The organism is Bradyrhizobium sp. Pa8, assembly GCF_052588265.1.
The window spans coordinates 8,793,410-8,820,319 of record NZ_CP176767.1; the positions used below are offsets into that span (position 1 = coordinate 8,793,410).

A 26,910-nucleotide genomic window follows, 5' to 3' on the forward strand; every position below is an offset into this window, starting at 1 on the left:
TCGCGTCGGTCCGCGCAAGATAATTATATCATATAATCGTTGGGCAAAAGGGGAGTGAGCCCGAGCAGCGACAAATCCATGCAACATGGCTGACGTAGATGACGCGGCGGCGCGCCGCGCCAGTTCCGGCTTGAACGCGCCGGCCAATTAGATAACATGTTAATTAACGAGACCGGGCCATTGAAGCCCGCCGTCGAAACAGGGAGAGACGACCGATGAGGAAAGCCTGTCTGGCGTTGCTGCTGGCAGCAAGCGTGAGCCCCGCGTTCGCGCAGGACAAGACCTTCGACCTGAAAGTCTCGCACTGGGTGCCGGCGTCGCACCCGCTGCAGAAGTCGCTGGAAGACTGGGTGGCCGCAGTGAACAAGGATTCCGGCGGCACCATCACCGGCAAGGTGTTTCCCGCCCAGCAGCTCGGCAAGGCGTTCGACCATTACGACATGGCACGCGACGGCATCGCCGACGTCACCTATGTCAATCCCGGCTATCAGCCCGGCCGCTTCCCGATCGTCGGCGCCGGCGAATTGCCGTTCCTGATCTCGGATGCCAAGGGCGGCTCGATGGGCCTGGACGCCTGGTACCGCAAATATGCGGAGAAGGAGATGAAGGACGTCAAATACTGCCTCGCCTTCGTCCACTCGCCCTCCTCCTTCCATTCCAAGACCAAGAAGATCGTGCTGCCCGAGGACGTGAAGGGCCTGAAGATCCGCCCCGCGCACGCCACCATGGCGAATTTCGTCACCTCGCTCGGCGGCACCAATGTGCAGTCCTCCGCGCCCGAAGTGCGCGACATCATCGAGCGCGGCGTCGCCGACGGCGTCACCTTCCCCTGGGGCTCCCTGGTGCTGTTCGGCATCGACAAGGTGACCAAGTACGACATGGAGGCGCCGCTCTACACCACGACCTTCGTGTTCGTGATCAACAAGGACAAGTACAACGCGATGTCCGACAAGCAGAAGGCCGCGATCGACAAGAACTGCTCGACCGAGATGGCCGGCGTGGTCGGCGAGCACTGGGGCAAGTTCGAGGACGCCGGCGTTGACAAGGTGAAGGCGGAAGCAGGCCACGAGGTCTACAAGCTGACGCCGGAGCAGACCGCCGCCTGGAAGAAGGCTGCCGATCCGCTGGTCAAGACCTGGGGCGAAGGCGCCAAGAAGGCCGGCGCCGATCCCGACGCCGCGCTCGCGGATCTGAAGGCGTCGCTGAAGAAGTACAACGCGCTGGCGGAGTAGCGCCGCGACGCGATCGGTCTCTCCTCCCCCTCTCCCCGTCCTTACGGGGAGAGGTTGGGGTGAGGGGCAGCTTCCGCAGAGACGGTGACAGCTCGATTCGCGAAGAGTCCCCCTCACCTGAATTCGAGCGACGCTCGAATTCGACTTCTCCCCGCAAGCGGGGCGAGGTGAAGTGCGCGGCGAGACCGAGATCAAACAATGACAGCACACGACGTGACACCCCCCATGAAGCGCTCCTGGATGGACCGCATCATCGACACGATCGAATGGATCGCGGCCGGCTTCGTCGGCATCGTCGCGCTCGACATCTTCCTGTCGGTACTGCTGCGCAACACGCTGAACTACTCGATCCCCGATTCGTTCGATATTGGCCGCATGCTGCTCGGTATCCTCATCTTCTGGGGCATCGCCGCGACGTCCTATCGCGGCACCCACATCACGGTTGATCTCGTCTGGGGCAATGTCGGGCCGCGCTATCAGCGCTGGATCGACGTGTTCGCAACCCTGGTGCTGCTGTTCGTCGTCACCGTGCAGACCTGGACGCTGTTCGACAAGGTGCGCGGCACCTACAACGACAACGTCCAGACCTTCGACATGCACATGCCGACCTGGCCGTTCTTCGCGGTCGCGTGGATCGGTGATGCCGCGGCCGTGCTGCTGATCGCGATCCGCACCTACCGATTGATCTTCCATCCCGAAGACATGCACGATCCCAAATTGAAGGCGACGGAGTAATCATGAGCACCGATGCCGTCGCCTTAATCGGCTTCGTTTCCCTGTTCGTCCTGATGCTGCTGCGCGTGCCCGTCGGCATGGCCATGGGCCTCGTCGGCGTGTCCGGCTTCGCTTATCTCGTCAACGGGACGGCGGCGCTGAAGCTGGTCGGCCAGACCTCGATGCGCACGGTCACCGACTACACGTTCGGCGTCATCCCGATGTTCCTGCTGATGGGGTCCTTCGTCAGCAATTCCGGCATGAGCCGCGAGCTGTTCCGCGCCGCCAACGGCTTTGTCGGGCATCTGCGCGGCGGGCTCGGCATCGCCACCGTCGGCGCCTGCGGCGGCTTTGCCGCGATCTGCGGCTCCTCCGTCGCGACCGCCGCGACCTTCTCCGCCGTCGCCTACCCCGAGATGCGCCGCTTCGGCTATCCGCAGTCGTTCGCCACCGGCGTGATCGCCGCCGGCGGCACGCTGGGCGCGATGCTGCCGCCGTCCACCGTGCTCGCGGTCTACGGCATCATCACCGAGCAGGACATCGGAAAGCTTTTCATTGCCGGCATCATTCCGGGCCTCCTGGCGATGACCATGTACATGATCACGATCTTCCTGATCGGTCATTTCCGCCCGGACTTCCTGCCCAAGGGCAAGGTGCTGCCGTGGCGCGAGCGCTTTGCGGGCCTGAAGGACATCTGGGCGCCGGTGCTGTTGTTCGTGTTCGTGATCGGCGGCCTCTACGGCCTGCCGTTCCTGCCACGCTTCACGCCGACGGAGGCCGGCGGCGTCGGCGCCGCGGGCGCCTTCATCATCGGCGTGGTCACGGGGCGGCTCGACCGCGAGAAGATCTTGGCCTCGCTGCTGCAGGCGACGCGCACCGCGGCCGCCGTGTTCACGGTGCTGATCGGCGCGCTGATCTTCGGCTACTTCCTCACGGTGACACAGACGCCGCAGAAGGTCACCGAATTCCTCACCGGTCTCGGCCTCGGCCCCTACGGCGTGCTGGCGCTGATCATGGTGATGTATCTCGTGCTCGGCTGCCTGATGGACGCCATGGCGATGATCATCCTCACCGTGCCGATCATCTTTCCCGTCATCACGCATCTCGGGTTTGATCCGATCTGGTTCGGCGTCATCATCGTGATGACCGTCGAGCTCGGCCTGATCCATCCACCGGTCGGGATGAACGTCTTCGTCATCAAGAGCGTGGTGAAGGACGTCTCCTTCTCCACGATCTTCAAGGGCGTGATCCCGTTCGTGGCGACGGATTTGGTGCGGCTGGTGATTTTGATCGCGTTCCCGCTGCTGGCGACCTGGCTGCCGACACGGATGATGGCGCATTAGATGTGCGTGATAGAGCGGCGAGCTGTCTTCCCCTCTCCCCTTGTGAGAGGGTGGCTCGCCGCGATCGCGGCGAGACGGGTGAGGGGTCTCTCTCCGCACGCAAGCCCGCAGTTGAATTCGCGGAGACAACCCCTCATCCGGCGCTTCGCGCCACCTTCTCCCACAAGGGGAGAAGGGAAGACAGCACGTCGCTGACATAGGAGGTGATAGATGAATCCCACCCTCGAGACCAAATACGTCTTCACCATCACCGCTGAGATCGGCGACGTCGTCACCGCCGGCGAGACCGGCATCGGCGTCCGCCGCATCATTCCGATCATCGGCGGCGAGGTGACGGGCGCGATCACGGGCAAGGTGCTGCCGTTCGGCGCCGACTTCCAGACCATCCGCCCCAATGAGCTGATCGATCTCGAGGCGAAATACGCCTTCGAGACCGATGACGGCGCGATCGTCTACGTCGAGAACAAGGGCATGCGCTTCGGCCCGGTCGAGCTGCTGCAAAAGCTCAAGCGCGGCGAGCCGGTCGATCCGAAATTGATTTATTTCCGCACGGTCCCGAAGTTCGAGACGGGGCACGAAAAATATCGCTGGCTGATGGAGCACATCTTTGTGGCCTCAGCCGCACGCCATGCGGACCGGGTGGTGATCGACGTGCACCAGGTGATGTGAGGAATCTGTCTTTGCCCGGGGGCGGACCTGGTTCAGGATGTGATCTGCGCAAAGTTGTGCAGACCACGGGAGTCCCACCATGTCCCTTATGGCTTCCAGCGAACCAAGCCCCCAACATACCTTCGATTCCGCCGAAATGGGCGCCATCGCTCATCTCTACCGCGGCGAGGTCTATCGCTCGACGATCTGGCGAACGCGGCTCGACAACACGACCAATTGGTCGATCGTCACGATGGGCATCGCGCTGTCGACGACCTTTTCGAGCCCAGAGGCTTCGCCTCTGCCACTCGTACTCGTCGGACTACTCCTTGCCGTGTTCCTCGGGATGGAGGCGCGGCGTTATCGCTATTTCAATGTCTGGCGTGCCCGGGCTCGTTGGCTGGAGAAGAATTTCTATGCGCCAATTTTCACCGGTGAAGCGCACGACGACAGCTGGAAGGCTATCCTGGCGCGCGACTACACTGCACCCCGCCACCACATCTCACTTGTCCGCGCTGCGGGACGGCGGTTGCGTCGGAACTACGTTTGGATTCTCGCCATCCAGGCGACCGCCTATTACGGCAAGATTGCAATCCATCCTACGCCCGCGGTGACCTTGACGGAACTTATCGATCGCGCTGCGGTCGGACCGATTCCCGGCTGGGTCATCCTGATCATGGGCTTTGCCTACAATTTCGGGTGGCTGGCGTTCGCGCTCGGCACGATGTGGCTCGACCAACGCGAGCACGGGGTCAAGGGCGACCAGGTCGCGATGGGCTGATGACAGCGAGCGGTTACCCGTTCCTGGGGGAGCCGAGGGGAGCGTAGCTGCCCCGCCGCCTGGGAGGGCTCCCCTCCTTGACTCCCCCAGAATTCGTTATACAACATAACTATTCTGACAAGGACGCAAATGACACAGGGAAACGCCGAGACCGCTGACGCGGGCGCCTCCGGGCTTTTGAGGATCGAGCGGGCGGACCGGGTTCTGACCGTGGGCCTGAACCGGCCGGCCAAGCGCAATGCGCTCAATGACGGCATTATCCTCGAAATCGGCGAGTGCTTTGCCTCCCTGCCCGAGGATATCGGCGCGGTCGTCATCCACGGCATCGGCGACCATTTCTCCAGCGGTCTCGACCTCTCCGAGCTCCAGGACCACGACGCGACCGGCGGCCTGCTCCATTCCCAGATGTGGCACCGGGTGTTCGACCGCATCCAGTACAGCCGCGTGCCCGTGATCGCGGCGCTCCGGGGCGCGGTGATCGGCGGCGGGCTGGAGCTTGCCTGCGCCGCCCATATCCGCGTCGCCGAGCCCTCGACCTATTTCGCCCTGCCGGAAGGCCAGCGCGGCATCTTCGTCGGCGGCGGCGGCTCGGTGCGGCTGCCGCGGCTGATCGGCGTTGCCAGGATGATGGACATGATGCTGACCGGCCGCGTCTATAGCGCGACCGAAGGCGCCTCCTACGGCTTTACGCAATATGTGACGGAGGCCGGCAACGGGCTCGGCAAGGCGCTGGAGCTTGCGACCAAGGTCGCCTCCAACGCGCCGCTGACGAACTTCGCCGTGCTCCAGGCGCTGCCGATGATCGCGGAGGCCAATCCGCAGGCCGGCCTGTTGATGGAATCGCTGATGGCAACAGTTGCGCAGAGCGACAAAGAGGCAAAACGCAGGATCCGCGAATTCCTCGAACACAAGACCGCAAAGGTGAAGCCGAAGTCATGAGCGGACAGCCGTCCTCTTCCAGCATGGAGCGCGGCGCGAGCACTTCCCCGCTGCGGCCCATTTCGTTCGGCGATCCCGTCGTCAATATCGAGCGGCGCGACGACGGCACGATTTACCTGCGTCCAAAGCAGCCGCTCGGCGGCTATCCGGTCCGCCTCACCGACCGCCTGCATCATTGGGCGACGACGACACCGGACCGCGTCTTCATGGCCGAGCGCGAAGGCGGCCGCGGCTGGCGCAAGATCACTTACGCCGAGCTGCTCGCCGCGAGCCGGCACATTGCCTCCGGCCTGATTGCGCGCGGTCTGTCGGCGGAGCGGCCGGTCGTTATCCTCTCAGGCAATTCGATCGACCACGCGCTGCTCGCGTTCGGCGCGTTCTATGCCGGAATTCCGTTCTGCCCGGTGTCGCCGGCCTATTCGCTGGTGTCGAAGGATTACGGCAAGCTCTCTTACCTGATGAAGCTGCTGACGCCCGGCCTCGTCTTCGCCGAGGACGCCGGCAAGTTCGCGGACGCGCTCGCCGCCAATGTCTCTGATGGCACCGAGATCGCCGCGTCCTGGGGCAGCGTGCCGGGCCGCGACGTCACCCTGCTCGCCGACCTCATGGCGACGCCGCTCCACGGCGATCTCGACGCGATACACGACAGGATCGGCCCCGACACGATCGCAAAGTTTTTGCTGACGTCGGGCTCGACCGGCAATCCCAAGGCGGTCATCAACACCCAGCGCATGATCTGCGCCAATCAGGTGATGCTGCGCGAGACGCTCGCCTTCCTCAAGGACGAGCCGCCGGTCATCATCGACTGGCTGCCCTGGAATCACACCTTTGGCGGCAACCACAATATCGGGCTGACGCTGTACAATGGCGGCTCGATGTATCTTGACGCCGGCAAGCCGGTGCCCGGCGGCATCGAGGAGACCGTGCGCAATCTCCAGGAGATTTCGCCGACGGTCTATTTCAACGTCCCCAAGGGCTATGAGTCGCTGCTGCCTTACCTGCGCGACGACCAGGGCCTGCGCGCAAAGTTCTTCGACCGGCTGCACGCGATGTTCTTCTCGGGCGCGGCGCTCTCGCCCTTCGTCTGGAACAGCCTCGACGAGCTCGCGGTGAAGGAGAAGGGCTACCGCGTGCCGATGCTGACCGGCCTGGGCGCCACCGAGACCGCGCCGTTCTTCATGTCGGTCAATCCGCGCACCAGCCGCTCCGGCCATGTCGGGCTGCCCGTGTCGGGCAATGACGCCAAGCTGGTGCCGAACAACGGCAAGATGGAAGTGCGCGCCAAGGGGCCGAACGTGATGCCCGGCTATTGGCGCCAGCCCGACATCACCGCGAAATCCTTCGACGAGGAAGGATTTTACAAGATGGGCGACGCTCTCAAGCCCGTCGATCCCGATGATCTCAACGCCGGCTTCGATTTCGACGGCCGTGTCAGCGAAGACTTCAAGCTCGGCAGCGGCACCTGGGTCAGCGTCGGCCCGCTGCGCGCGCGTTTCGTCGCGGCCTGCGCGCCGCTGGTGCGCGACGTCGTCATCGCCGGCATCAACCGCGACGAAATCTCCGCGCTGGTGCTGCTCGATCTCGACGGCTGCCGGCTGATCAACCCGACCCTGCCGGCCGACGATCTCACCGTCACCGCCCGGGACCGGCTGGTGCGTGAAGCCTTCCGCGAGCGCCTGACGCGCTTTCTGTCTTCGGCCACCGGTTCCTCGACGCGGATCACGCGCGCGATCCTGCTGGATACGCCGCTCTCGATCGACAAGGGCGAGGTCACCGACAAGGGCTCGATCAACCAGCGCGCGGTGCTGGAGCATCGCGGCGCGCTGATCGAGGAGCTCTACGCTGCCAATCCATCGGACCGTGTGATATCGGTCGGGTAAGAAACCATCGCCAAAGGAGAACGCCATGTTGTTGAAGGATCAGGCAGTCATCGTTACCGGCGGTGCATCGGGACTGGGCGCTGCGACCGCGCGAAAGCTGGCGGCGCAGGGCGCCAAGGTCGCGGTGTTCGACCTCAATGCCAAGCTTGCGGAGACCGTCGCCGCCGAGCTCAAGGGCGTGGCCATGACCTGCGACGTCTCCGACGCCGCCTCGGCTGAAGCCGCGATCACGCAGGCGACCAAGGCGCATGGACCCGCGCGCGTGCTGGTGAACTGCGCCGGCATCGGCGTCGCCAAGCGCGTGGTCGGCCGCGACGGGCCGATGGCGCTTGCCGATTTCGACAAGGTGATCAAGGTCAATCTGATCGGCACCTTCAACATGCTGCGCCTCGCCGCAACCGAGATGTCCAAGCTCGAGCCGCAGGCGACCGGCGAGCGCGGCGTCATCATCAATACGGCCTCCGTTGCCGCCTATGACGGCCAGATCGGCCAGTCGGCCTATTCGGCCTCCAAGGGCGGCATCGTCGGCATGACGCTGCCGATCGCGCGCGAACTCGCGCAGTTCGGCGTCCGCGTGCTGACCATCGCGCCCGGCCTGTTCCTGACGCCGCTGCTCGCCAACCTGCCGCAGGAAGCCCAGGATTCGCTCGCCGCCGCGATCCCGTTCCCGCGCCGGCTCGGCCATGCCGACGAGTTCGCCGCGCTCGCGCTGCACATGGTCGAGAACTCGTACCTGAACGGCGAAGTGGTGCGCCTCGACGGCTCGCTGCGCATGGCGCCGAAGTAAGGCGCAACGAAAGCAGGGCCATCGCATGTTCGTGAACCGGCGCGACGTCCAGATCCAGTGGGGCGACTGCGACCCCGCCAACATCGTCTATTACCCGCGCTATTTCGCGATGTTCGACGATTCGACGTCAACCCTGTTCGAGGTCGCCGGATTCTCAAAGCAGGATTTGGTCCGCAAATACGGCCTGGTGGGCATCCCCATGGTCGATACGCGGTCCAAGTTCTACATCCCTTCGACCTATGGCGACTGGATCACCATCGAAACGAAGATCGAGAGCATCAAGCGCTCGAGCTTCGAGGTGAAGCACAACGTCTACAAGGGCGAGGCGCTGGCGATCGAGGGTTTTGAGACCCGCGTCCTGGTCGGCCGCGATCCCGTTAACCCCGACAAGCTGAAATCGGCACCCTTTCCGGCGGAAATGGTAGCCAAATTCACGGGGAGCTAGGTCTGGAGCTAAATCGCCGCATCACCAAAAGAGGGGGCTGAATTACCCCCCGATTTCTGCTTTCAAAGAAACACGTCAAGGGAGGAATAGATGAAACGCTTTTACCTGACCGCCGCCATCGCCGCGGCGACGCTTGCCCTGCCGGCTCTGCCTGCGCTGGCCCAGACCAATGAAATCACCATCGGCATCACCACCACCACGACCGGCCCGGGCGCCGCGCTCGGCATTCCCGAGCGCAACGCGCTGGAATTCGTGCCGAAGGAGATCGGCGGCGTGCCGCTGAAGGTGATCGTGCTCGACGACGGCGGCGATCCCACCACGGCGACCACCAACGCCCGCCGCTTCGTGACCGAATCCAAGGCCGACATCATCATGGGCTCGGCGCTGACGCCGCCGACCATCGCGGTGTCCAACGTCGCCAACGAGGCCGGCATTCCGCATTTCGGCCTGGCGCCGTTCCCGATCACGCCTGAGCGCATGAAGTGGTCGGTGGCGATGCCGCAGCCGATCCCGATCGTGGGCAAGGTGCTGTACGACCACATGAAGGCGAAGGGCGTGAAGACCGTCGGCTATATCGGCTATTCCGACTCCTATGGCGACCTCTGGTTCAACGACCTGAAGGCGCAGGCGGTGCCGATGGGCATCACCATCGCCGATGAGGAGCGCTTCGCCCGCCCCGATACGTCGGTGACCGGACAGGTGCTGAAGCTCGTCGCCGCCAATCCCGACGCGATCCTGGTCGGCGCCTCCGGTACCGCGGCCGCGCTGCCGCAGACCGAGCTGCGCGAGCGCGGCTATCAGGGCCTGATCTACCAGACCCATGGCGCCGCCAGCATGGACTTCATCCGTATCGCCGGCAAAGCAGCGGAAGGCGTGCTGATGGCCTCTGGTCCCGTCATGGATCCCGAGGACCAGCCGGACGAGGCCGCCACCAAGAAGCCGGGCCTCGCGCTCAACACCGCCTATGAGGCCAAGTACGGCCCGAACAGCCGCAGCCAGTTCGCCGGCCACTCCTACGATGCGTTCGAGATCCTCAAGCGCATCATTCCGACGGCGCTGAAGACGGCCAAGCCGGGCACGCCGGAATTCCGCGAAGCGATCCGCCAGGCGCTGCTGTCGGAGAAGGAGCTGGCAGCGAGCCAGGGCGTCTACAACTTCACCGAAAAGGACCGCTACGGCCTCGACGAGCGCTCGCGCATCCTGCTCACGGTGAAGAACGGCAAGTACACGCTGGTGAGGTAAGGCGCGGCGAAAGTTTTGAAACGACGAGAGCCGGCCTGATGGGCCGGCTCTTTTGCTTTCACTGCCAGGTTCGAATTGCAGTTAAGGCCGTCATGCCCGGGCTTGTCCCGGCCATCCACGTTCTTTGCACCACGTCGCAGGACGTGGATGGCCAGGACATAGGCGAGCGGAAAGCGACGCCGTCCTTCGGACGGCTATGCCTGGCCATGACGACGTCGAAGCTTCAGTGCCCACAAATGCGGGCTCTATGGCAGTGCCTCAGGCCGCCTGCCGCAGCGGGGTCCAGGCGAACTCCGGATAATAATCGTCCATCATGCGGTCGACATAAGCGGTGAGGTTCGCAAATCCCTCGGCGCGCTGCCGCAGGCCGGATTCGAAGAAGGGCGTCAAGATTCCGGCGAGCGCGCCGAAGGCAGTGGCATCGACACCGCAGGGCTTGTTACCCATCAGGTAGGACTTGTCGCCGAGCTGGACCGAGAGTGCGAACAGCGAACGCACCGCGAGATCGACGTCGTCATCGGGCGCGTGGCGGCCGAGGCCGGAGAGCAGATAGTTCTCGGCGACACGGAATTGCGCATCCTCGCGCAACTTTTCGCGATTGTGCTCCGGCGCGCCGTCGAAGAAATGCGCGGGCCCCTTGGCGAAGTTGACCGGATCGACCCAGCGCGCCCCGACCAGCGCCCAGTAGACGTGATGCTCGATCATGCGCTCGAACGCCCAGGCCTGCGCCCGCTCGGCGAGCGACAGCCCGGCGTCAAAATCGAAGCCATAGCGGCGCTCGATATGCGCGCGGATGAAGGTGGAATCGGCCACCGCCTCGCCGCCATCGTCGATGAACGGCAGCTGCCCCTTGGGCGAGGCCGGCGGCATCGCCCGCTCCTTCCGGTAGGGCAGTCCTGCCATCTTGAGCTGGACCTCGGTCTTGGTGACGAAGGGGCTGATTTCCGGCAGGCCGAAGCCGGCGCCAAAGCCATAAAGCGTGATCATGCGAACTCTCTCCTGGACCTGCGAAATTTGGACCTGCGAAGTTTGGACTTGCGAAACTTTGAGGGAACCTAGTGACCGGCTGCTGCCACCATGGTGGCAGCAGCCGTGATATCTTCTGCGAAACGGGCCCCCCGCCAGGCGCGGGCCATGACATGGCGGGCCAACGCGTCCGCAGCCCGGGTCGGCGAGCGTGCCATCACGCTTGCGAGTGCAAATCGGAGGTCGACGGCCATGAGATCGAACGAAACGAGGCGGCCGAGTGCCCAGGCGGACCAGATCTGTGCCCGCAACATCGGAATCGCCGGGCCGAAATGGGTTGGAATGATCATGGACAAATCCTCTTCAGTCGATGTGTTGTCCCGGTATAGACCCCCCCTGCTGCCAACATCCTGTCAGCAGCAGCGCGCCATTTTCTGATCCGTCACCCGATAAGAGAATTGTCATGAGACGCGCCGACCGGCTGTTTCAGATCATCCAGGTGCTGAGGCGCACGCGTAAGCCGCTGACCGCGGACGCGATCGCGGCCGAGCTCGAGACCTCGAAGCGCACCATCTATCGCGACATCGCAACCTTGATCGGCCAGCGCGTGCCGATCCGCGGCGAAGCCGGCATGGGCTACATCCTGGAGAAGGGCTTCGACCTGCCGCCCTTGATGCTGACACCCGACGAGATCGAGGCGGCGGTGCTGGGCGCGCAATGGGTCGCGGGCCATGCTGATTCCGCGCTGGCACGCGCGGCCGAAGATTTGATGGCCAAGATCGCCGACACCGTGCCTGAGCGCTTACGTCCCTTCGTGCTTGAGCCGGCAAGCCGTGCGCGGCCGAGCTGGAACAGGGAGCCGGATCGCCTCGACATGGCGCGCACGCGCACCCAGATCCACGAAGGCAAGAAGATCATGCTGCGCTATCGCGACGAGCAGGGCCGCCCCAGCGAGCGCATGATCTGGCCGATCTCGGTCGGCTATCTCGAAGCCGTGCGCCTGCTTGCGGCCTGGTGCGAGCTGCGCGGCGACTTCCGCAGCTTCCGCACCGACCGCGTCGTGGATGCGAGCTATCTCGACGATAGATATCCGGAGCGGCGCGACGTGCTGCGCGCAAGATGGCGGCAGAGCCTGGTCTGGGGCCCGCCAAAGGACACGTGAGCGCGATGGAAGAGACCTCCCCCGTCGATCTGTCGAGCTGGTGCCAGAGCTGCGGCGCCTGCTGTGGCTATTCGGAGAACTGGCCGCGCTTCTCAATCGAGAGCGACGAGGAGCTTGCCGCGATCCCCGAAACGCTCGTCAACGCGCGCCAATCCGGCATGCGCTGCGAGGGCGATCGCTGTTCGGCGTTGCGGGGGGAGATCGGAAAGCAGACGGCCTGCGGCATTTACGAGGTGCGGCCGGAGGTGTGCCGCACCTGCATGCCGGGAGACGCCGAATGCGCGATGGCGCGGCGGAAATTCGGACTGCCGGTAATCGAGGTCGCTTAAGCTGGAACGGCTACAGCTGGAACGGCTTCGCTGACCTCGTCGTCGAACCCGTCCTCAAGCGGTGCAAGCACCGAGAGCGGCTTGGTCGACAGCGTGATCGGCTTGCGGCCCCCCGACAGCGACGGCGACGATTTGACCGTGCTTTCGCGCGACAGCGCGTAGAGCGTCGAGCCGACGCGGCCGCCATTGTCGATCAGGTCACGCTCGTTGCAGCTGGCTGCGATCGCGACCGCCAGCGAGTGCAGATGGCTGCGGCGATAGCAGAACAGCGCCAGCCTGGCGCGCGCGTCAGGGGAAACACTCTCAACCAGCCTCGGCAGGCCACTCTCGCTGGCGCGATACATCTCGCCAAGGAGCTCGTCGCGGACCGGGCAGAAATCGCTTTCATATGCGTCGCGGCTTGAAAACATTGCGGTTCTCCTCGTTGCCGAAGATGCAGCGCAATTCTCTAATGAAAGGTTAACCACGCCGCCCGGTAGTCACCCGGTGTCCTTGCGCCCTGGTCGCGAATCGGAGGCGCCCGAATGGGGGTCGGGCCACCACATCTGAGCCGATAAGTCGGGACGCCAATGCCTCCACGGCAACATGGCCGGGCTTGTCCCGGCCATCCACGGCTGGCCACGCGGCACGAAGAACGTGGATGTCCGGGCCTTCGCCTCGCCGAAGCGGCTTCGGCCGCGCAGGCGGGACAAGCCCGGGCATGACGACCTCTTGTGAATGCCGATCGACAACTATCCGCAGGCCCCCGGCCTCAGTTCGCCGCCATGAAGATGGAAAGGCCGAAACCGGTCAAATGATGCAGGGCCTGGTCGACGCCGATCAGGGTCCAGAACCAGGGATGCGCCAGGTCGACACCGAAATTGGCGGAGACAAACCCCTTGGCGCGGTCGATGGTGATGTGGATCGCGAAGTCGATGAACGCGACGAACCAGAATCGCGGCGCCACCAACAGGATCAGCGGCAGCGCAACCGCGAGGTGAATCAGGCAATGCACCAGAAGCGGCAAAGCCCAGCCGTGCTTCTGGTCCTTGCCGTGCGCCATCCAGGCGGTCTGGAGCACGAAATCGGCGATGATGTGCTTGAAGGTGAGCAGCAACATCCAGCCAATGAGCGCTTCGACCGGAACCGCCGATGACATGGGTGGAAACGACAAGCTGACGCCCTCATTGACGTGACAAGAAAGATCGGAGCGTTCAGCGCAACTTCTTTTTGGACCGGTCAAATCGCCGGGACGTGTGATTTATGACATCTCCCGCGACGGAATGCAGCCGGGGGGAACTGGAAAATCGCCAACTGTGGCTAACTAGTGATAGGATGACCAATCGCCGCGGCCAGATCGAGTAAGGTTACCTCCGGCTCGAATTTTGCATTCCGGTATCGGCGCGCTATCATTGTCGGCAGAGAATATCGTTCTTTTTTCAGACGTTTAGGAATTGCAGGGCGCCCGCCGCGATTGCATCCGCGAGCCGTCCGCCACTCAGGAATAGGGCCGGAGTGCTGCCATGAGTACTGAAGGCCCGACCTCGTCACCGACCGAACCGCCGCCGCGGCGCCCTAAGGTGATCAAGACCAATCAGCAGCAGGTCCTTCTCTACGTCGTGCTGACCCTGCTGCTGTCGCTCGCCACCGTCTGGGGCGGCCGCGCCATGCTGCACAATTCGGAGACGCTGACCTTTGCCGTCGGCCCCCCCAACAGCGACGAAGCCCTGTTTGCCGCCAAGCTTGCCACGCTGCTGAAGAACAACGCCTCGCGCTTCCGGATCAAGATCGTCAACAACGCAGACAACGCCAAGGCGCTCGCACAATTCGACCGCAAGCAGGCCGACCTCGCCGTCCTTCGCACCGACGCCAAGGTGCCGCTGCGGGCGCGCACACTCGCGATCCTCGAGCACGATCTGGTGCTGCTGCTCGGTCCTGGCAACAAGAAGATCAAATCGCTCGCCGAGCTGAAGAAGAAGAAGGTTGCCGTCGTCGCCGAGAACGAATCCTCGCTTGCGTTCGTGCGCAGCATCCTCGACATCCCCGATGGCCCGGACGCCGCGAAGATCCAGATGGCGCCGCAGGGTGTAACGCTCGACAAGCTGTTTGCGCCGGCGAGCGGCTTTGGTGCGGTGATCGCCATCGTACATGCCTCCAGGGCGGTGCGGGACAAGGCCTATGAGCAGGTCGCCAAGCGCGGCGGCTTCACGCTGAACGCGATCGACGAGGCCAAAGCGCTGGCGCGCAGGATTCCCGGTATTTCCAGCGAGACGCTGACTGCGGGCACGCTGTCCGCATCGCCGGAAATTCCCGACGACGACCTCGACACGATCGGGCTCGAATGGCTGCTGGTGACGCAATCCAGGATGTCGGCGAGCACGGCGGGGGAGCTCGCGCGCGTCGTCTATGAGAACAAATCCGCACTCGGGCTCGACAACGGCTTCGCCAGCCGAATCGAGCCGGCCTCCGTCGAGAAGGACGCCTACGTGATGGCGCATCAGGGGGCGGCCGACTACATCAACGACGACACCAAGTCGTTCATGGATAAGTACAGCGACCTGATGTATCTGGGCGCCGCCGCGCTCAGCGTGATCGGCTCGATCTTCGCCGCGATCTACGCCAAGATCACCCGCATCGCGCCTGAAAAGGCTGGCGAGCTTTCCACCGCCGTCCTCGACATCGGCGAACGCATCGAGCACGCCCATTCGCTGGACCAGCTCGAATGTCTCCAGGACGAGCTGGAGGGCATTTTGCGCGGCGCCGTCATAGGTCTCAGAGACGGCACGATCAGTACCGACGGGCTCGACACCTTCAAGCTCGGCTACGAGTTCGTCCGCGACGAGATCGGCATGCGCCGCGACTATCTCAAACGCCACTGCGGCGAGGCCGACAAGGTCGCCCAGGATACGGCCCCTCCCCAGCAGGACGAGAGCAATATCGTCGTGGTCAAGACAGCTCAGAGTGCCTGACCTATCGATTTGACGGTCTCACAGCGGCGCCTTGCCGACATTTCCCGCGGATCCCGGGGCTGAATTCGGGAACCGTCTCCCGTCCGCAACCGTTTGCTCCCGAATACAACCGGAGCACGCGCCATGCGTACACTCCTCATCATAATCCTTCTGGGCATGCTGGTGGCGGCTGGATATTTCGCCTATTCCGCGATGGCGATCGAGGGCGAGCCGATCCCGACGGAGGGCTATGTGGCACTGGCGCTGGGGGCAGGCTTCTCCCTCGTCGTCGGCATCGGCCTAATGGTGTTGCTGTTTTTCAGCAGCCGCCGCGGCTACGACGAGCCGCCGCATTTCAGGTAGCGCCCCGAATCCACCACGGCACGGGGCTCACCGCACACCTCCCCGACGATGCTGCGGGCAGCCCCCTGCCCGTCGTTGACGGCTCCTGCCCGGGCGGGCACTTTGGCGGTGGCGTCCCAGCCGGGACCTCAAGAGACACGACCGAGCCCGCCTTCCCGCATGTCCAAGCCGCTGATCCCCGCACTGGCCCAGTTCGTGGCCGCCACGGCCGGCCGCAACATGACCAGGGCGGCCTATGCGGCGGTCGGCCTCGGCGTGCTCAGCATGGTGCTGCTGACGGTCAACCCGGCCTATGAAACGGCGCATCGGTGGGTCGATACCCTGCTATGGGCCTGCCTCGTCTATTTCGTGTTCGAATGGGTGGTCCGGCTGCGCCACATGGCACAAACGGGGCGCCTGTCGCTCTACATGACCTCCTCTGCCGGAGTGGTCGATGCTCTGGGCGCGCTGGCCGTGCCGGTCGCGCTCCTGGTCGGCATCGAGCCGAAGACGGCGTGGCTGCTCAGCGTACTCTGGGTGTTGAAGGTGGTGCCGGGCATTCCGGGCCTGCGGCAGCTGCGCCGGGTGCTGGTGCTGGAATCGGGACCGCTGGTCAGCGTGCTCGTGATCTTCCTGATGGTGGTTTTCCTCGCTTCCGTCGCCGAATATTTCCTGGAGCGGGACGTCCAGCCGCAGACTTTCGGCAGCGTCCCCGCCGCGCTGTGGTGGGCCGTCGTCACGCTGACGACGACGGGCTATGGCGACGTCGTGCCGGTCACGCCGCTCGGGCGCATGGTGGCGGCGATGGTGATGATCTCGGGCCTCGGCGTGTTCGGGCTGTGGACCGGTATCCTGGCCACCGGCTTTGCCGCCGAGACCCGCCGCGACAATTTCCTCAAGACCTGGGAGTCCGTCAGCAAGGTGCCGTTCTTCGCAGCGCTCGGGCCGTCGGCCATCGCCGACGTCACCCACATGCTGCGCACCATGGAGCTGCCGGCGCGCACCATGATCATCCGCAAGGGCACGCAGGGCGACTGCATGTATTTCATCGCCGCCGGCGAGGTCGAGGTCGACCTGCCCGGCAAGAAGGTCCAGCTCGGCGAGGGCGCGTTCTTCGGCGAGATGGCGCTGCTCGGCAACAACAAGCGCGGCGCCAACGTCTCGACCACGAAGGTGTCGCGGCTGCTGGTGCTCGACCTTGTCGACTTCCGCGTGCTGATGGCGCGGCATCCCGATCTCGCCGAGACCATCGATGCGGAAGCCAAGCGCCGCACGCTCGAAAATAAATGAATGGAGACAAGAATGTCGGACACAGCCGACGCGGCCTCAGGCCCCGTGCTCGAACGTGACGGCGCACGCGCCACCATCCGCCTCAACCGGCCCAAACATCTCAACCGGCTCCAGGCCGAGGATCTCGGCGAGCTGGTCAGGCTTTTCGACCGGATCGAGGCCGATCCTGATATCCGCGTGCTGGTGCTGACCGGCACGGGGCGGGCCTTCTCGGCGGGCTATGACCTCAACTCGGTTGCCGAGCGCGCGGTCAGCGCCAACGAGCAGCAGAGCGCGGGCTCGGCGTTCGAGGTCGTCGTCAACCGGCTGGAGGATCTCGGCGTGCCGACGATCTGCCGGCTCAATGGCGGCGTCTATGGCGGCTCGACCGACCTCGCGCTCGCCTGCGATTTCCGCATCGGCGTCGATACCGCCGAGATGTTCATGCCGGCGGCGCGGCTCGGGCTGCACTACTACAGAAGCGGCATCAAGCGTTACGTGACGCGGCTCGGCGTCGACAATGCGAAGAAGCTGTTCCTCACCGCGCAGAAGATCAGCGCGCCGGAGATGCTGCGCATCGGCTATCTCACCGCCATGGTGCCGGTGGAATTCCTCGACGAGGAGGTCGACAAGCTCGCCACGGTTCTCGCCGGCAATGCGCCGCAGGCGATGCGCGGCATGAAGCACGCCATCAACGAATTCGCCCGCGGCGAATTGGACGAGCGAGCCGCCGATCAGCGCCACCGCGACAGCATGCGCGGCGACGAGATCAAGGAAGGCATCAAGGCGTTCGCGGAAAAACGGCCGCCAAAATTCTGATCACGCCCGCTGCGACCGCATCGCGCGCACCTGCATGAGCCTGGGATCGCGGACCAGCGCCTGGTAGCGTTTGCTGTCGACGGCGTAAATCGCGATCCGGCCCTCGCTGTCAGCATGAACGCCCCAGCCGAAGCGCTTGCCCAGGCTCGACGCCCGCATGCACGCCTGCCCCCGGGAGAAGAACGCTTCACGAGCCGCACGCTTCTCCATCTTCGTCGCCTTCGCATCGAGCTCGCGGCCCGGCGCAGACGTCGCGAAGATCACGTCGTCGGATGTATGCTTGTAGGGTGCCTTGGCGATCATCTCGTATTGCAGGCACGCCACCGTCGGCTTTCCCGCGCGCAGCGGCGGCTCCTCGCCGGTATGCGCGGGACAGTCTTCAGCGACCCGGATGAAGGTGTTGAAGCAGTTGGTCGTGTGCATCGACTTTGTCATCTGCAACCCTGGATCATTCAACCACCTGCTGCCGCGGCATGCTGCGCCGCCATCTCGTCGTCGGCGGCATTGATCCGCTGGAACGCGGGCCGGGACGTCATCCGTTCGGCATAACGAACGAATGCGTCTTTCTTCGGCACGATGCCGAACATCATCGTCCAGCTGAACGCGACGCCCCACAAGATATCCGCGGCCGTCATCCGCTCGCCGAGCAGATACGGACCTTTCGAGAGCTGCGCCTCGAGCGCGCCCAGCATGGTGTCGTAATCGGCGTAGGGCGACTGCGTGATCGGCGCCGGCTCGCGCTGCATGAACTTGTCGATCAAGGCCGGCTCGAACGATGCGCCGTAATAGGCGATCCAGCGCAGGTAAGGACCGCGCAGCGGGTCGTTCAGCGCGGGCGTCAGCCCCGCCTGCGGAAACAGATCGGCAAGATAGATGGTGATCGCGACCTGCTCGGTCACCAGCGCCTCGCCGTGGCGGACCGCCGGCACCTTGCCGAGCGGATTGATGGCGAGATAGGCGCCCTGGCGCTGCTCGCCGGCCTTCATGTTGAGGACGTGGAGATCGTAGGGCGCGCCCAGCTCCTCCAGCAGCACCCGCGTGCCGGTGGCGCGGCTTTGCGGCGAATAATACAGGGTGATGCGGTTTTGATCGGTCATAACAGGTCTCCATCTGGCCGGCTGGCGATGGCTTGTAGCGGACCATACCTGACATCCTGTGTCAGGTATGGTTTAAGGGATCATGCGCGCGAGCAGAATGCTGTCGATCCTCACCACCCTCCAGGCCAGGGGACAGGTCACTGCGCCCGAGCTTGCGGAAGCCTGCGAGGTCTCGGTGCGCACGATCTATCGCGACATCGACGCGCTCGCGGCGTCCGGCGTCCCTGTCTACGCCGACCGGGGCGCGGAGGGCGGCTATCGCCTGCTCGATGGTTATCGCGTGCGTTTGAACGGCCTGTCGCAGAACGAGGCGGAGGCTCTGTTCCTTGCGGGACTGCCGGGGCCGGCCGCGGCGCTCGGGCTGGACGCGGCGATGATCGCCGCGCAGAACAAGCTGATGGCGGCACTCCCCGCCAACCTTCGCGAAGATGCCGGGCGGATGCAGGAGCGTTTTCACCTGGACGCACCCGGCTGGTTCGGCGAGACCGAAGAGCCCAGACATCTGCGCACCATTGCCGGCGCGGCTCTGCGCGGGACGCTGATCAAGATCCGCTACCAGAGCTGGCGCGCCGAGAAGCAGCGCCGCGTCGCACCGCTCGGGCTCGTGCTGAAGGGCGGCAGCTGGTATCTCGCCGGCGAGGTCGACGGCAGTGTGCGCACCTATCGTGTCGCGCGCGTGCTCGACTGCACCGCGCTCGACGATCGCTTCGATCGTCCCGCCGCGTTCGATCTCGCCACCTATTGGCAGGCAGCGACACTTCGCCTCGAAGCCGAGATGCATCCCAATGTCGCGATCGTGCGGCTGTCGCCGTTCGGCGTCAAACTGCTCGATGCGCTGAGCCAGCCTTACGTCAAGGCGCGCACACAGCTTGAAGAGACCACTGATTCGGACGGCTGGCGCATCGCGCGCGTGCCGACCGGCAAGACGTCATGGCATGCCGCGGCCGAATTGTTGCGGCTGGGGTCCGAAGCCGAAGTGCTGGAGCCCGCTGATCTCCGCGAGAAGATGGCGGAGATCACGCAGGCGATGGCTGCGCGCTATCGCGCGGCGGCGCGAAAAGCCTGACAGCGGCGCATTTCGCCGAAGCCCACGAAACATTCCTGAAACACGATTCCTGCCTCGCGCCCTGAACGCGTTCGCGTCTCGGCCCGACGGAGAAGCAGGGACACAACAACGGCCTTAGCGCCACACTGGAGAATGAAAATGTTTCGTAAGCTTGCCCTTGGTCTGATCGCTGCTGGTTCGCTTGGTGCTGCCGCTCTCGCGCCCACCGCGGCTTCGGCCCACGGCTTCCATCATCACTGGGGTCCCGGCTGGGGCTTTGGCGGCGTCTACGTCAACACCGGTGTCAGCAACTGCTACCAGGAGCGCGTCGTCCGCACCCGCCACGGCATGCGCGTCCGCGTCGTGAATGTCTGCGCCTACGGGATCTACTGATATCTCGCCTTCACGACAAAGCTCCGGTCGCGCTGCGGCCGGAGTTTTGCGTTGTATTAACCAATCTGCCGCTGCCGGCGAAACCAGGCCCAGGTCTCGCGCGTCGTTGCGATGTAGCCGCGGCCGCGATAGACGATCTCGCCGTCCACGATCTCGTTCAGCTTCGGTAGGGCGTGGAAGGGGATCGAGGGATAGGCGTGATGCTCGACGTGGTAGGGCATATTCCACGCGAACCATTTGACAATCGCGCTGGTGTAGGTGGTGCGCGTGTTCTGGAAGGCGCTGCGGGTGCGGTCGCAGCCGGTGTGCTCGGCATAGAGATAGGGCCGCAGGAAGGACTGCCCGATCATCAGCGGAACAATCCAGACCCAGAGCAGCAACGCCGAGGAAAACCACAGCGAGAGCGCGAGCAGCAGCACATAGAGCCCGGCATAGGCGCGCGCCTCGCGCACGATGGTGGCGCGCTTGTTTTCGGGAATCCAGGGCACGGTGACCTTGCCGGTGACGGCGTGGCCGAGCATCAACCGGAGGCGGCCGGCGACCTGAAGCAGGCCGCTATAGGCGAGCGCGAGCTGCGTGTCGGATTTCGGCTTCACGCCGACGATCAGCTCCGGGTCCTTGTCCGGATCCTGGGTGTAGCGGTGATGGTCCCAGTGAAACAGGCAGTAATATTCGTAGGGTTGTCCGATGATGAAGGCCGAGGGATAGCCGACCGCAATGTTGAGGCCACGGCTCCTGAACGCGGTCTTGTGCGCGGTCTCGTGCAGCGCCATGAACAGGAAGGCGACGAAATAGCCCTGCACCGCCATCAGCGGCAGCGCCCATAACACGCCCCAAGCCGAAGAGACCTTCCAGACCAGCGCGCCGACCAGCACGATCAGGCCGTAATGGCTGAGACTTTTCGCGGCCCCCCTGAGATTGGAGCGCACCGACAATTCGCGCAGCATGGCCGGGCTCAGCGGCTTCAGGCGATGGCCGGGCTCTGAAACGGTCGCGTCAGTCATCATCGAAGGTTCGTCCTACTTGCTGAGAAGCTCTGCGACCTCGGCCTTGAGAAAGGCCTGGTCGCGCGGATTGTTGACGGGGTTGCCGGCGCGATGGCCGTGCAGCGACGGGATCGGATGCAGCACCGCCGATTTTGCGTTGATCAGCCTGCCGAGTTCGTCCTCATTGTCGCGGACGTCGAAATAGCGGTCGGTCGCACCCGGCATCAGCAGCACATGCGCCTTGATCGCGGCCAGCGCCCGATCGAGATCGCCGCCGAATGAAGCGCAACGACTGATGTCACCGCGCTGCCAGATTCCGGCTTGCGCGAGGAGATCGTTGGCGTCGCGCCGGGCAAAGGTCGCGTCCCAGTTGCGGACAAGATAATCCTCCAGCGAGGCGAAGCCCGCCTCGCGCCAGAGTTCGTCGCGGTAAAAGCCGTGCGACATCGCCCAGCCGGCATAGACGCGGCCCATGGCGCGATAGCCGGCAACGGGCTTCTCGACGAAGCGGCCGTCGCGGAAGGCGGGATCACCGGTCAGCGCAGCCTTCACGCTTTCGAGGAAGACGTAATTATAGGGTGCACATCGCGCACTGCCGCAGACCACCGCGGCCCGCGCGACCATGTCGGGATGCAGCGCCGCCCAATGATAGGTCTGCATGCCGCCCATCGACCAGCCATAGACCAGCGCAAGCTTTGTGATGCCGAAGCGCTCGGTCAGCAGCCGGTGCTGAATCGCGATCGCGTCGTGATAGGTGATTTGCGGGAATGGCGCCTCGCCGGAATTCGACGGCGACGACGACAGGCCGTTGCCGAACAGGTTCGGGATGACGATGAAGTAGCGCGTAGGGTCGAGCACGCCATCGGGCCCGATCAGCCATTCCGTGTCGTAGTGTTGGGCGCTGAACGAGGTCGGGTAGAGGATAACGTTGTCCCTGGCGGGGTTGAGGGTGCCGTAGGTCTTGTAGGCGAGCTTCATCGCGGGGAAGACGGCGCCGGACTGAAGCGTGACGTCGCCGGCCTCAAATATCTCGTAGTCGCGCTGCCCGGTCATGCGTCCAACTCCCGCTCACGCGGCCGCAGCATGCGGCCCGCCGAGACAACGATGCATCGTTCGTGCCGGACCAGCAACGCATCGTTGCGCCGCGCTTAATATCTGTACTTATAGTACAGTTATTAAGTCAGGACAAGGGGGTTTTGGTCGTCGCGCGTCAGGCGATGGCCGCGATGTATCGCTGCACGGACGCTGCGAATGCGGCCTTGGCGCCGGAGGCGATGTTGCGGCCCCACCAGGCGCCGTAGATGTGGTCAAAGGCGAGCGGCTCCACAGCGGCCGCGATCCGCCGCACCGCGGCGGCGTTGAGCGGCATGTAGTTCGGATAGGAGTACATGAAGCTGACGAAGCGGCGGTCCATCGTCACCTGCGCAATGTCGCCGGTGAGCAGCGCGCCCTTGCCCTCCGCACCGCGCGACCAATGCATCATGGTGGCGCCGGCGAAATGACCGCCGGTGCGGAGCAGCAGCACATCGTCGGAGATAGGATGCTGATCGCCGGTCCAGTGCACGATCGAGGGATGCGGACGCGTCACCCACTGGCGATCATCGGCATGCAGATAGACCGGCACACCGCCGAACGCCTCGCTCCAGTCGGCAAGCGCACCATAGTAATGCGGATGCGAGATCGCGATCGCCTTCAATCCGCCGAGCGACCGCACATGCGCGATCGCCTCCGATGTCGCCAACGGAATGCAATCCCACATCACGCATCCGCCGCCGTCGGGGACCAGCAGCGCGCGCTGCCCGATGGCAAAGTTCGGCTCGAGCGCGAGGCTGGTGAGGCCGAGATCATCGCGCCAGACCAGGCGGTGGCCGTCAGCCAGCTCCGCGCGAGTGAGGAATCTCTGCCCCTTCCAGTTCACATATTGCCGCTCGTCCTCACAGATCGGGCAAGCGGCAGGCGGATGTCCGCTGTCTGAAAATTGCGCGCCGCAGGTTTCGCAGGTCCAGAGAGGCATGGCCAAGATCCAGAAGAAGGGGGACCCCCACGAGATGACGCCGTAGCCCTCCCATCGCAAGTGTGGAGGAACCAACCCGGCTAGCACATGTTACTTTCCGGTCCGCCCCGGCGCCAGTTGCCCGGTCATGTGAGCCCGTCTTGTCAGCCCTGCTTGTGCAAGACCATTTCCGCCGGCAGTCGCTCAACATCTCGATGGCATCGCGCTCCCCTCCCCGCCTCTGGCCCCTCTACGCAGTCAACTTCTTCATGGCCGACATGCAGTCGGGCATCGGGCCGTTCGTCGGCGTGTTCCTCCAGGAGCGCGGCTGGGCGACCGGATTGATCGGCACCGCGCTGACGATCGGCAATGTCGCGGGCATGCTGGCCACTACGCCGATCGGCGGTTTCATCGATTCCAGCCGCAACAAGCGCCTGTGGGTCGTCATTCCCGGCATCTGCGTGGTGCTTGCGTCCGCAATCATCCTGATCTCGCAAGATTTCTGGGCGGTCACGTTTTCGCAAGTCGCGCAATCGCTGGCGAGCGCCGCGATCGTGCCGGCGGTCACCGGCATCACCCTCGGCATCGCCAAACAAAAAGGCTTCAATGCGCTGAACGGCCGCAACCAGGCCTTCAACCATGCCGGCAACATGGTCGGCGCGGCGCTGTCGGGCTATCTCGGCTACAAGTTCGGCTATGTCGCCGTGTTCGTGCTGGCGGCCGTGTTCGGCGCCATCGCGATTGCCTGCGTGCTGATGATCCCCGCAAGGGCGATCGACGATCGCGCCTCACGCGGCAGCAAGGAGGATGACCCCGACAGCGCGCCGGATGCGTTCACCATGCTGCTCAAGCACCGGGCACTGCTCGTGCTGGCGCTGGCGCTCGCGCTGTTTCATCTCGGCAACGCCGCGATCGTACCGCTCTATGGACTTGCGGCGGTGGCCGAAGGCCAGGCCAACGGCCCGACCTTCGTCGCGACCACCGTCGTGATCGCGCAGGGCGTGATGGTCGTGACGTCGCTGATCGCGATGAAGGCGGCGAGCAAGCGCAACTACTGGCCGGTGATCCTGGTCTCTTTCATGTTCCTGCCCATCCGCGGCGTGCTCGCCTTCTTCGTCACGGGATGGTGGGGCGTCGTGCCGATGCAGGTGCTCGACGGCATCGGCACCGGGCTGCAGACGGTTGCCGTCCCCGGCATGGTCGCGCGCTCACTCAACGGCACCGGCCGCATCAATCTCGGCCAGGGTGCCGTCATCACCGTGCAGGGCATCGGCGCGAGCCTCAGCCCCGCGCTCGGCGGCTGGATCGCGCAATGGATCGGCTACGGCCCGACCTTCCTGCTGCTCGGCGGCTTCGGGCTCGCATCGATGGGGCTGTGGCTGGCGTTCGGTGCCGCGGTGAAGAAGTTTTGAGCCAAGCGGCCGCCCGGACATCGCGGCGCGAATGGCTCTTGCGATCCGGGCACACCGGGCTGCGGCACCAGGTCGCGGTCACAGCGCGTCATCGCGAGTGGCTTATCACGCAATCCCGCGCTTTTGCGGTTGCGGAGCACCGGCCTGACGATACAACCTGCCGTAAATCGCCAACCAACCTGCCCTTCCCGATCGATGATCCAGCCTCAACTCTCATTCGATGGCGACCCGAATGGCCAGGCCTATGAGAGATGGCGCGAGCAGTTTTGCCGCCAGGTCGCGGATGTCGATTTCGTTCCGATCGGGGAAGGGCATGTTCACCGGACCATATCGCCGGCCATTCTTCCGCGCCTACGGCTCTCGGCCTCGTTCGGCACGCCGATGTCCTTCGTGTCGCTGGGGACGAACGACGAATTGGTGATCACGATGTCGCCGAATTCGGCGCTGAGCGGGGCCATGGGACGACGTCCGCTGGAGGTCGCCGCCGGCGACGTCACGATCGGCGACCCCTCGATCAAGGGCGCCCATATCACCCAGACGACGCACGGCAACTTCCAGACCGCGCTGCTGCAGCGCAAGGCGCTGCTGCGCGCGTGCCCGAATGCCGAGGACCTGATCGCACAGTCGATCCCCGGCGCCAATCCGATCACGTCGATGTTCCTGCGATATTATGACCTCGCGCACACTTATGCCGACAAGCTCGCGCCCGCGGAGCTCGATGCGGTCTCGCAGCATTTGTTCGACCTCTCCGTGCTGATGATCGGAGCGCGCGGCGATGTCGCCGAGGAGGCTCGCATGCGCGGCCTTGCGGCGGCGCGTCTCGAAACCCTCAAATCCGACATCCTGGCCCAGCTCGACAGCCCTGCGCTGTCGCTCACTGTCCTTTCAGCCGCGCACCGGATCAGCCCGCGCACGATCCAATTGATGTTCGAGCAGGCCGGCATCACCTACAGCGGCTTCGTGCTGGAGCAGCGGCTGCTGCGCGCCGAGCGGCTGCTTCGAAATCCGAACCTGCGCACGCGCAAGATCATCGAGATCGCGCACCTCGCCGGCTTTCACGACGTTTCCTACTTCCATCGCGCGTTTCGCCGGCGCTTCGGACGGACGCCCGACGACGTCAGGAAGCTTTCCGGCGAGATGGACTAGGGAAACTCAACCACGATCTTGCCGAAGTGACCGCCCTGCTGCATCAGCCGCAACGCATCCGGCACGGCATCGAAGCCGAACGCACGGTCGATGACTGGCTTCATTCCGGTCCGCCCTATCGCGGCCGTGAGCCCCTCGAACATGCGGCGGCTGCCGACCGACAGGCCGATGACGTGCAGGTTCTTGGAGAACAGGCTCGGAATCGCGATCTGCTGCGAGAAGCCGGTGAGCACGCCGATCACCAGAATGTTGCCACCGACCCTGATAGCCTCGAGCGACTGCGCAAAGGTATCCTTGCCGCCGACCTCGACGACGTGGTCGACGCCGCCACCGGTCCAATCGGCCGCGGCCTTGCCCCATTCCGGCACCGAACGATAGTTGATGGTGTGGTCGGCACCGAGCGCCCTGGCACGTTCGAGCTTCTCGTCGCTCGACGACGTCACGATCACGCTCGCGCCGGCGAGCTTTGCGAATTGCAGCGCGAAGATCGAGACACCGCCGGTGCCCTGTACCAGCACGGTGTCACCGGGTTTCACCCTCGCCTCCTCGAACAGCGCGCGCCACGCCGTGAGGCCGGCGCAGGGCAGCGTAGCCGCCTCCAGGAATGAAAGGTGCGATGGGGTGCGGCTGACGCCCTCGGCATCGAGCAGCATCACCTCCTGCAACACGCCCGGCCGCGTGCCGCCAAGCGCATAGCGGCGGCTGGTCGCCGACACCTTCCCGTCGATCCAGGACTGGAAGAACATCGGACAGACGCAATCGCCAACCGCGACGCGGACAACGCTGTCGCCGACCGCGATGATCTCGCCGGCACCGTCCGAGAACGGGATCAGCGGCAATCGTGAGACGCCGCCCTTGCCCTGTACCGTGAGCAGATCACGGTAGTTGAGCGATGCCGCCTTCATCCGCACCGCGACCTGGCCCGGACCAGGCGTGGGCTCGGGCAGATCGGCCAGCTCCATCCCCTCGATCGACCAGTCGCGCGCGACCTGCCAGACCTTCATGGCGACCGC

At 64.6% G+C, this 26,910-nt stretch carries 31 protein-coding genes; 20 read left to right on the forward strand and 11 right to left on the reverse strand.

Features of this window, described 5'->3' with window-relative positions:
• Positions 1-215 precede the first annotated feature (215 nt).
• The 10 genes from ACKWRH_RS41705 to ACKWRH_RS41750 all read left to right on the forward strand — a co-directional run bounded on the left by ACKWRH_RS41705 (position 216) and on the right by ACKWRH_RS41750 (position 10,011).
• Positions 216-1,232, forward strand: coding sequence for a TRAP transporter substrate-binding protein (locus tag ACKWRH_RS41705; RefSeq protein ID WP_445218278.1), 1,017 nt, complete (start codon positions 216-218; stop codon positions 1,230-1,232).
• A gap of 225 nt (positions 1,233-1,457) precedes the next feature.
• A complete protein-coding gene (locus ACKWRH_RS41710; protein WP_014498282.1) occupies positions 1,458-1,967 on the forward strand; it encodes a TRAP transporter small permease in 510 nt (169 codons plus the stop codon).
• Between the two features lie 2 nt (positions 1,968-1,969).
• A complete protein-coding gene (locus ACKWRH_RS41715; RefSeq protein WP_028151951.1) occupies positions 1,970-3,289 on the forward strand; it encodes a TRAP transporter large permease in 1,320 nt (439 codons plus the stop codon).
• A gap of 210 nt (positions 3,290-3,499) precedes the next feature.
• Entirely contained in the window at positions 3,500-3,958 is a 459-nt protein-coding gene (locus tag ACKWRH_RS41720) for a DUF3237 domain-containing protein (protein WP_445218279.1), read from the forward strand.
• 79 nt (positions 3,959-4,037) lie between these two features.
• Positions 4,038-4,718: a DUF2270 domain-containing protein gene (locus ACKWRH_RS41725; protein WP_445218280.1), complete on the forward strand. Its 681-nt coding sequence runs from the start codon at positions 4,038-4,040 to the stop codon at positions 4,716-4,718.
• Positions 4,719-4,847: 129 nt separating this feature from the next.
• Entirely contained in the window at positions 4,848-5,657 is an 810-nt protein-coding gene (locus ACKWRH_RS41730; RefSeq protein ID WP_063980927.1) for a crotonase/enoyl-CoA hydratase family protein, read from the forward strand.
• The gene (locus ACKWRH_RS41735; RefSeq protein WP_445218281.1) at positions 5,654-7,537 is read left to right on the forward strand and encodes a feruloyl-CoA synthase; all 1,884 of its coding nucleotides are present in this window, start codon (positions 5,654-5,656) and stop codon (positions 7,535-7,537) included. The genes ACKWRH_RS41730 and ACKWRH_RS41735 overlap by 4 nt, the downstream gene beginning before the upstream one ends.
• A gap of 25 nt (positions 7,538-7,562) precedes the next feature.
• Entirely contained in the window at positions 7,563-8,324 is a 762-nt protein-coding gene (locus ACKWRH_RS41740; RefSeq protein WP_445218282.1) for a 3-hydroxyacyl-CoA dehydrogenase, read from the forward strand.
• 25 nt (positions 8,325-8,349) lie between these two features.
• Complete coding sequence (locus ACKWRH_RS41745; RefSeq protein ID WP_212245691.1) at positions 8,350-8,769, forward strand: acyl-CoA thioesterase; 420 nt, start codon at positions 8,350-8,352, stop codon at positions 8,767-8,769.
• 90 nt (positions 8,770-8,859) lie between these two features.
• Positions 8,860-10,011 (forward strand): ABC transporter substrate-binding protein, encoded by a 1,152-nt coding sequence (locus ACKWRH_RS41750; RefSeq protein ID WP_445218283.1) that lies wholly within the window; start codon positions 8,860-8,862, stop codon positions 10,009-10,011.
• Positions 10,012-10,269: 258 nt separating this feature from the next.
• Here ACKWRH_RS41750 and ACKWRH_RS41755 read toward each other — a convergent pair whose 3' ends face one another.
• Positions 10,270-10,998 carry a glutathione S-transferase family protein gene (locus ACKWRH_RS41755; protein ID WP_445218284.1) on the reverse strand — a complete coding sequence of 243 codons (729 nt, stop codon included), beginning with the start codon at positions 10,996-10,998 and terminating at the stop codon, positions 10,270-10,272.
• Between the two features lie 68 nt (positions 10,999-11,066).
• Positions 11,067-11,327, reverse strand: a complete 261-nt coding sequence (locus ACKWRH_RS41760) for a hypothetical protein (protein WP_445218285.1) — start codon at positions 11,325-11,327, stop codon at positions 11,067-11,069.
• 113 nt (positions 11,328-11,440) lie between these two features.
• On the opposite strand from ACKWRH_RS41760, the gene ACKWRH_RS41765 reads away from it, so the two are divergent.
• Both ACKWRH_RS41765 and ACKWRH_RS41770 read left to right on the forward strand, forming a co-directional pair.
• Positions 11,441-12,139, forward strand: a complete 699-nt coding sequence (locus ACKWRH_RS41765) for a helix-turn-helix transcriptional regulator (protein ID WP_282519943.1) — start codon at positions 11,441-11,443, stop codon at positions 12,137-12,139.
• A gap of 5 nt (positions 12,140-12,144) precedes the next feature.
• Complete coding sequence (locus ACKWRH_RS41770) at positions 12,145-12,468, forward strand: YkgJ family cysteine cluster protein (protein WP_028148856.1); 324 nt, start codon at positions 12,145-12,147, stop codon at positions 12,466-12,468.
• On the opposite strand, the gene ACKWRH_RS41775 is transcribed toward ACKWRH_RS41770, so the two are convergent.
• Positions 12,465-12,878, reverse strand: coding sequence for a hypothetical protein (locus ACKWRH_RS41775; RefSeq protein ID WP_028148857.1), 414 nt, complete (start codon positions 12,876-12,878; stop codon positions 12,465-12,467). The two genes, ACKWRH_RS41770 and ACKWRH_RS41775, sit on opposite strands and share 4 nt — an antisense overlap.
• Before the next feature lie 341 nt (positions 12,879-13,219).
• Positions 13,220-13,567, reverse strand: coding sequence for a DUF3307 domain-containing protein (locus tag ACKWRH_RS41780; RefSeq protein ID WP_038933545.1), 348 nt, complete (start codon positions 13,565-13,567; stop codon positions 13,220-13,222).
• 403 nt (positions 13,568-13,970) lie between these two features.
• Here ACKWRH_RS41780 and ACKWRH_RS41785 point away from each other — a divergent pair, with 403 nt between their 5' ends.
• The 4 genes from ACKWRH_RS41785 to ACKWRH_RS41800 all read left to right on the forward strand — a co-directional run bounded on the left by ACKWRH_RS41785 (position 13,971) and on the right by ACKWRH_RS41800 (position 17,825).
• A complete protein-coding gene (locus ACKWRH_RS41785) occupies positions 13,971-15,416 on the forward strand; it encodes a TAXI family TRAP transporter solute-binding subunit (protein WP_445218286.1) in 1,446 nt (481 codons plus the stop codon).
• A gap of 123 nt (positions 15,417-15,539) precedes the next feature.
• On the forward strand, positions 15,540-15,758 hold the full coding sequence (locus tag ACKWRH_RS41790) for a hypothetical protein (protein ID WP_282519940.1): 219 nt from the start codon (positions 15,540-15,542) through the stop codon (positions 15,756-15,758).
• Between the two features lie 159 nt (positions 15,759-15,917).
• Positions 15,918-17,027, forward strand: coding sequence for a cyclic nucleotide-gated ion channel (locus ACKWRH_RS41795; protein WP_445218287.1), 1,110 nt, complete (start codon positions 15,918-15,920; stop codon positions 17,025-17,027).
• Positions 17,028-17,039: 12 nt separating this feature from the next.
• The gene (locus ACKWRH_RS41800; RefSeq protein WP_445218288.1) at positions 17,040-17,825 is read left to right on the forward strand and encodes an enoyl-CoA hydratase/isomerase family protein; all 786 of its coding nucleotides are present in this window, start codon (positions 17,040-17,042) and stop codon (positions 17,823-17,825) included.
• Here the strand turns inward: ACKWRH_RS41800 and ACKWRH_RS41805 are convergent, their stop codons facing one another.
• Complete coding sequence (locus ACKWRH_RS41805; RefSeq protein ID WP_445218289.1) at positions 17,826-18,260, reverse strand: DUF6157 family protein; 435 nt, start codon at positions 18,258-18,260, stop codon at positions 17,826-17,828.
• Between the two features lie 17 nt (positions 18,261-18,277).
• Positions 18,278-18,922 carry a glutathione S-transferase family protein gene (locus ACKWRH_RS41810; protein WP_445218290.1) on the reverse strand — a complete coding sequence of 215 codons (645 nt, stop codon included), beginning with the start codon at positions 18,920-18,922 and terminating at the stop codon, positions 18,278-18,280.
• An 82-nt stretch (positions 18,923-19,004) separates the two neighbouring features.
• On the opposite strand from ACKWRH_RS41810, the gene ACKWRH_RS41815 reads away from it, so the two are divergent.
• Positions 19,005-19,988, forward strand: coding sequence for a helix-turn-helix transcriptional regulator (locus ACKWRH_RS41815; RefSeq protein ID WP_445218291.1), 984 nt, complete (start codon positions 19,005-19,007; stop codon positions 19,986-19,988).
• 138 nt (positions 19,989-20,126) lie between these two features.
• Positions 20,127-20,360: a hypothetical protein gene (locus ACKWRH_RS41820; RefSeq protein ID WP_445218292.1), complete on the forward strand. Its 234-nt coding sequence runs from the start codon at positions 20,127-20,129 to the stop codon at positions 20,358-20,360.
• Positions 20,361-20,416: 56 nt separating this feature from the next.
• Here ACKWRH_RS41820 and ACKWRH_RS41825 read toward each other — a convergent pair whose 3' ends face one another.
• From ACKWRH_RS41825 to ACKWRH_RS41835, 3 genes are all read right to left on the reverse strand, one after another.
• The gene (locus tag ACKWRH_RS41825; RefSeq protein WP_445222569.1) at positions 20,417-21,364 is read right to left on the reverse strand and encodes a fatty acid desaturase; all 948 of its coding nucleotides are present in this window, start codon (positions 21,362-21,364) and stop codon (positions 20,417-20,419) included.
• A gap of 15 nt (positions 21,365-21,379) precedes the next feature.
• A complete protein-coding gene (locus tag ACKWRH_RS41830; protein WP_445218293.1) occupies positions 21,380-22,399 on the reverse strand; it encodes an alpha/beta fold hydrolase in 1,020 nt (339 codons plus the stop codon).
• 157 nt (positions 22,400-22,556) lie between these two features.
• Complete coding sequence (locus ACKWRH_RS41835) at positions 22,557-23,360, reverse strand: MBL fold metallo-hydrolase (RefSeq protein ID WP_445218294.1); 804 nt, start codon at positions 23,358-23,360, stop codon at positions 22,557-22,559.
• Between the two features lie 194 nt (positions 23,361-23,554).
• Between ACKWRH_RS41835 and ACKWRH_RS41840 the strand changes: the two genes are divergently transcribed.
• Positions 23,555-24,751, forward strand: coding sequence for an MFS transporter (locus tag ACKWRH_RS41840; RefSeq protein WP_445222570.1), 1,197 nt, complete (start codon positions 23,555-23,557; stop codon positions 24,749-24,751).
• Between the two features lie 317 nt (positions 24,752-25,068).
• On the opposite strand, the gene ACKWRH_RS41845 is transcribed toward ACKWRH_RS41840, so the two are convergent.
• Positions 25,069-25,209, reverse strand: coding sequence for a hypothetical protein (locus ACKWRH_RS41845; RefSeq protein WP_445218295.1), 141 nt, complete (start codon positions 25,207-25,209; stop codon positions 25,069-25,071).
• On the opposite strand from ACKWRH_RS41845, the gene ACKWRH_RS41850 reads away from it, so the two are divergent.
• On the forward strand, positions 25,208-25,897 hold the full coding sequence (locus tag ACKWRH_RS41850; protein WP_445218296.1) for a helix-turn-helix domain-containing protein: 690 nt from the start codon (positions 25,208-25,210) through the stop codon (positions 25,895-25,897). The genes ACKWRH_RS41845 and ACKWRH_RS41850 overlap by 2 nt on opposite strands.
• Here ACKWRH_RS41850 and ACKWRH_RS41855 read toward each other — a convergent pair.
• A complete protein-coding gene (locus ACKWRH_RS41855; RefSeq protein WP_445218297.1) occupies positions 25,894-26,901 on the reverse strand; it encodes a zinc-dependent alcohol dehydrogenase family protein in 1,008 nt (335 codons plus the stop codon). The two genes, ACKWRH_RS41850 and ACKWRH_RS41855, sit on opposite strands and share 4 nt — an antisense overlap.
• Between the last annotated feature and the right edge of the window lie 9 nt (positions 26,902-26,910).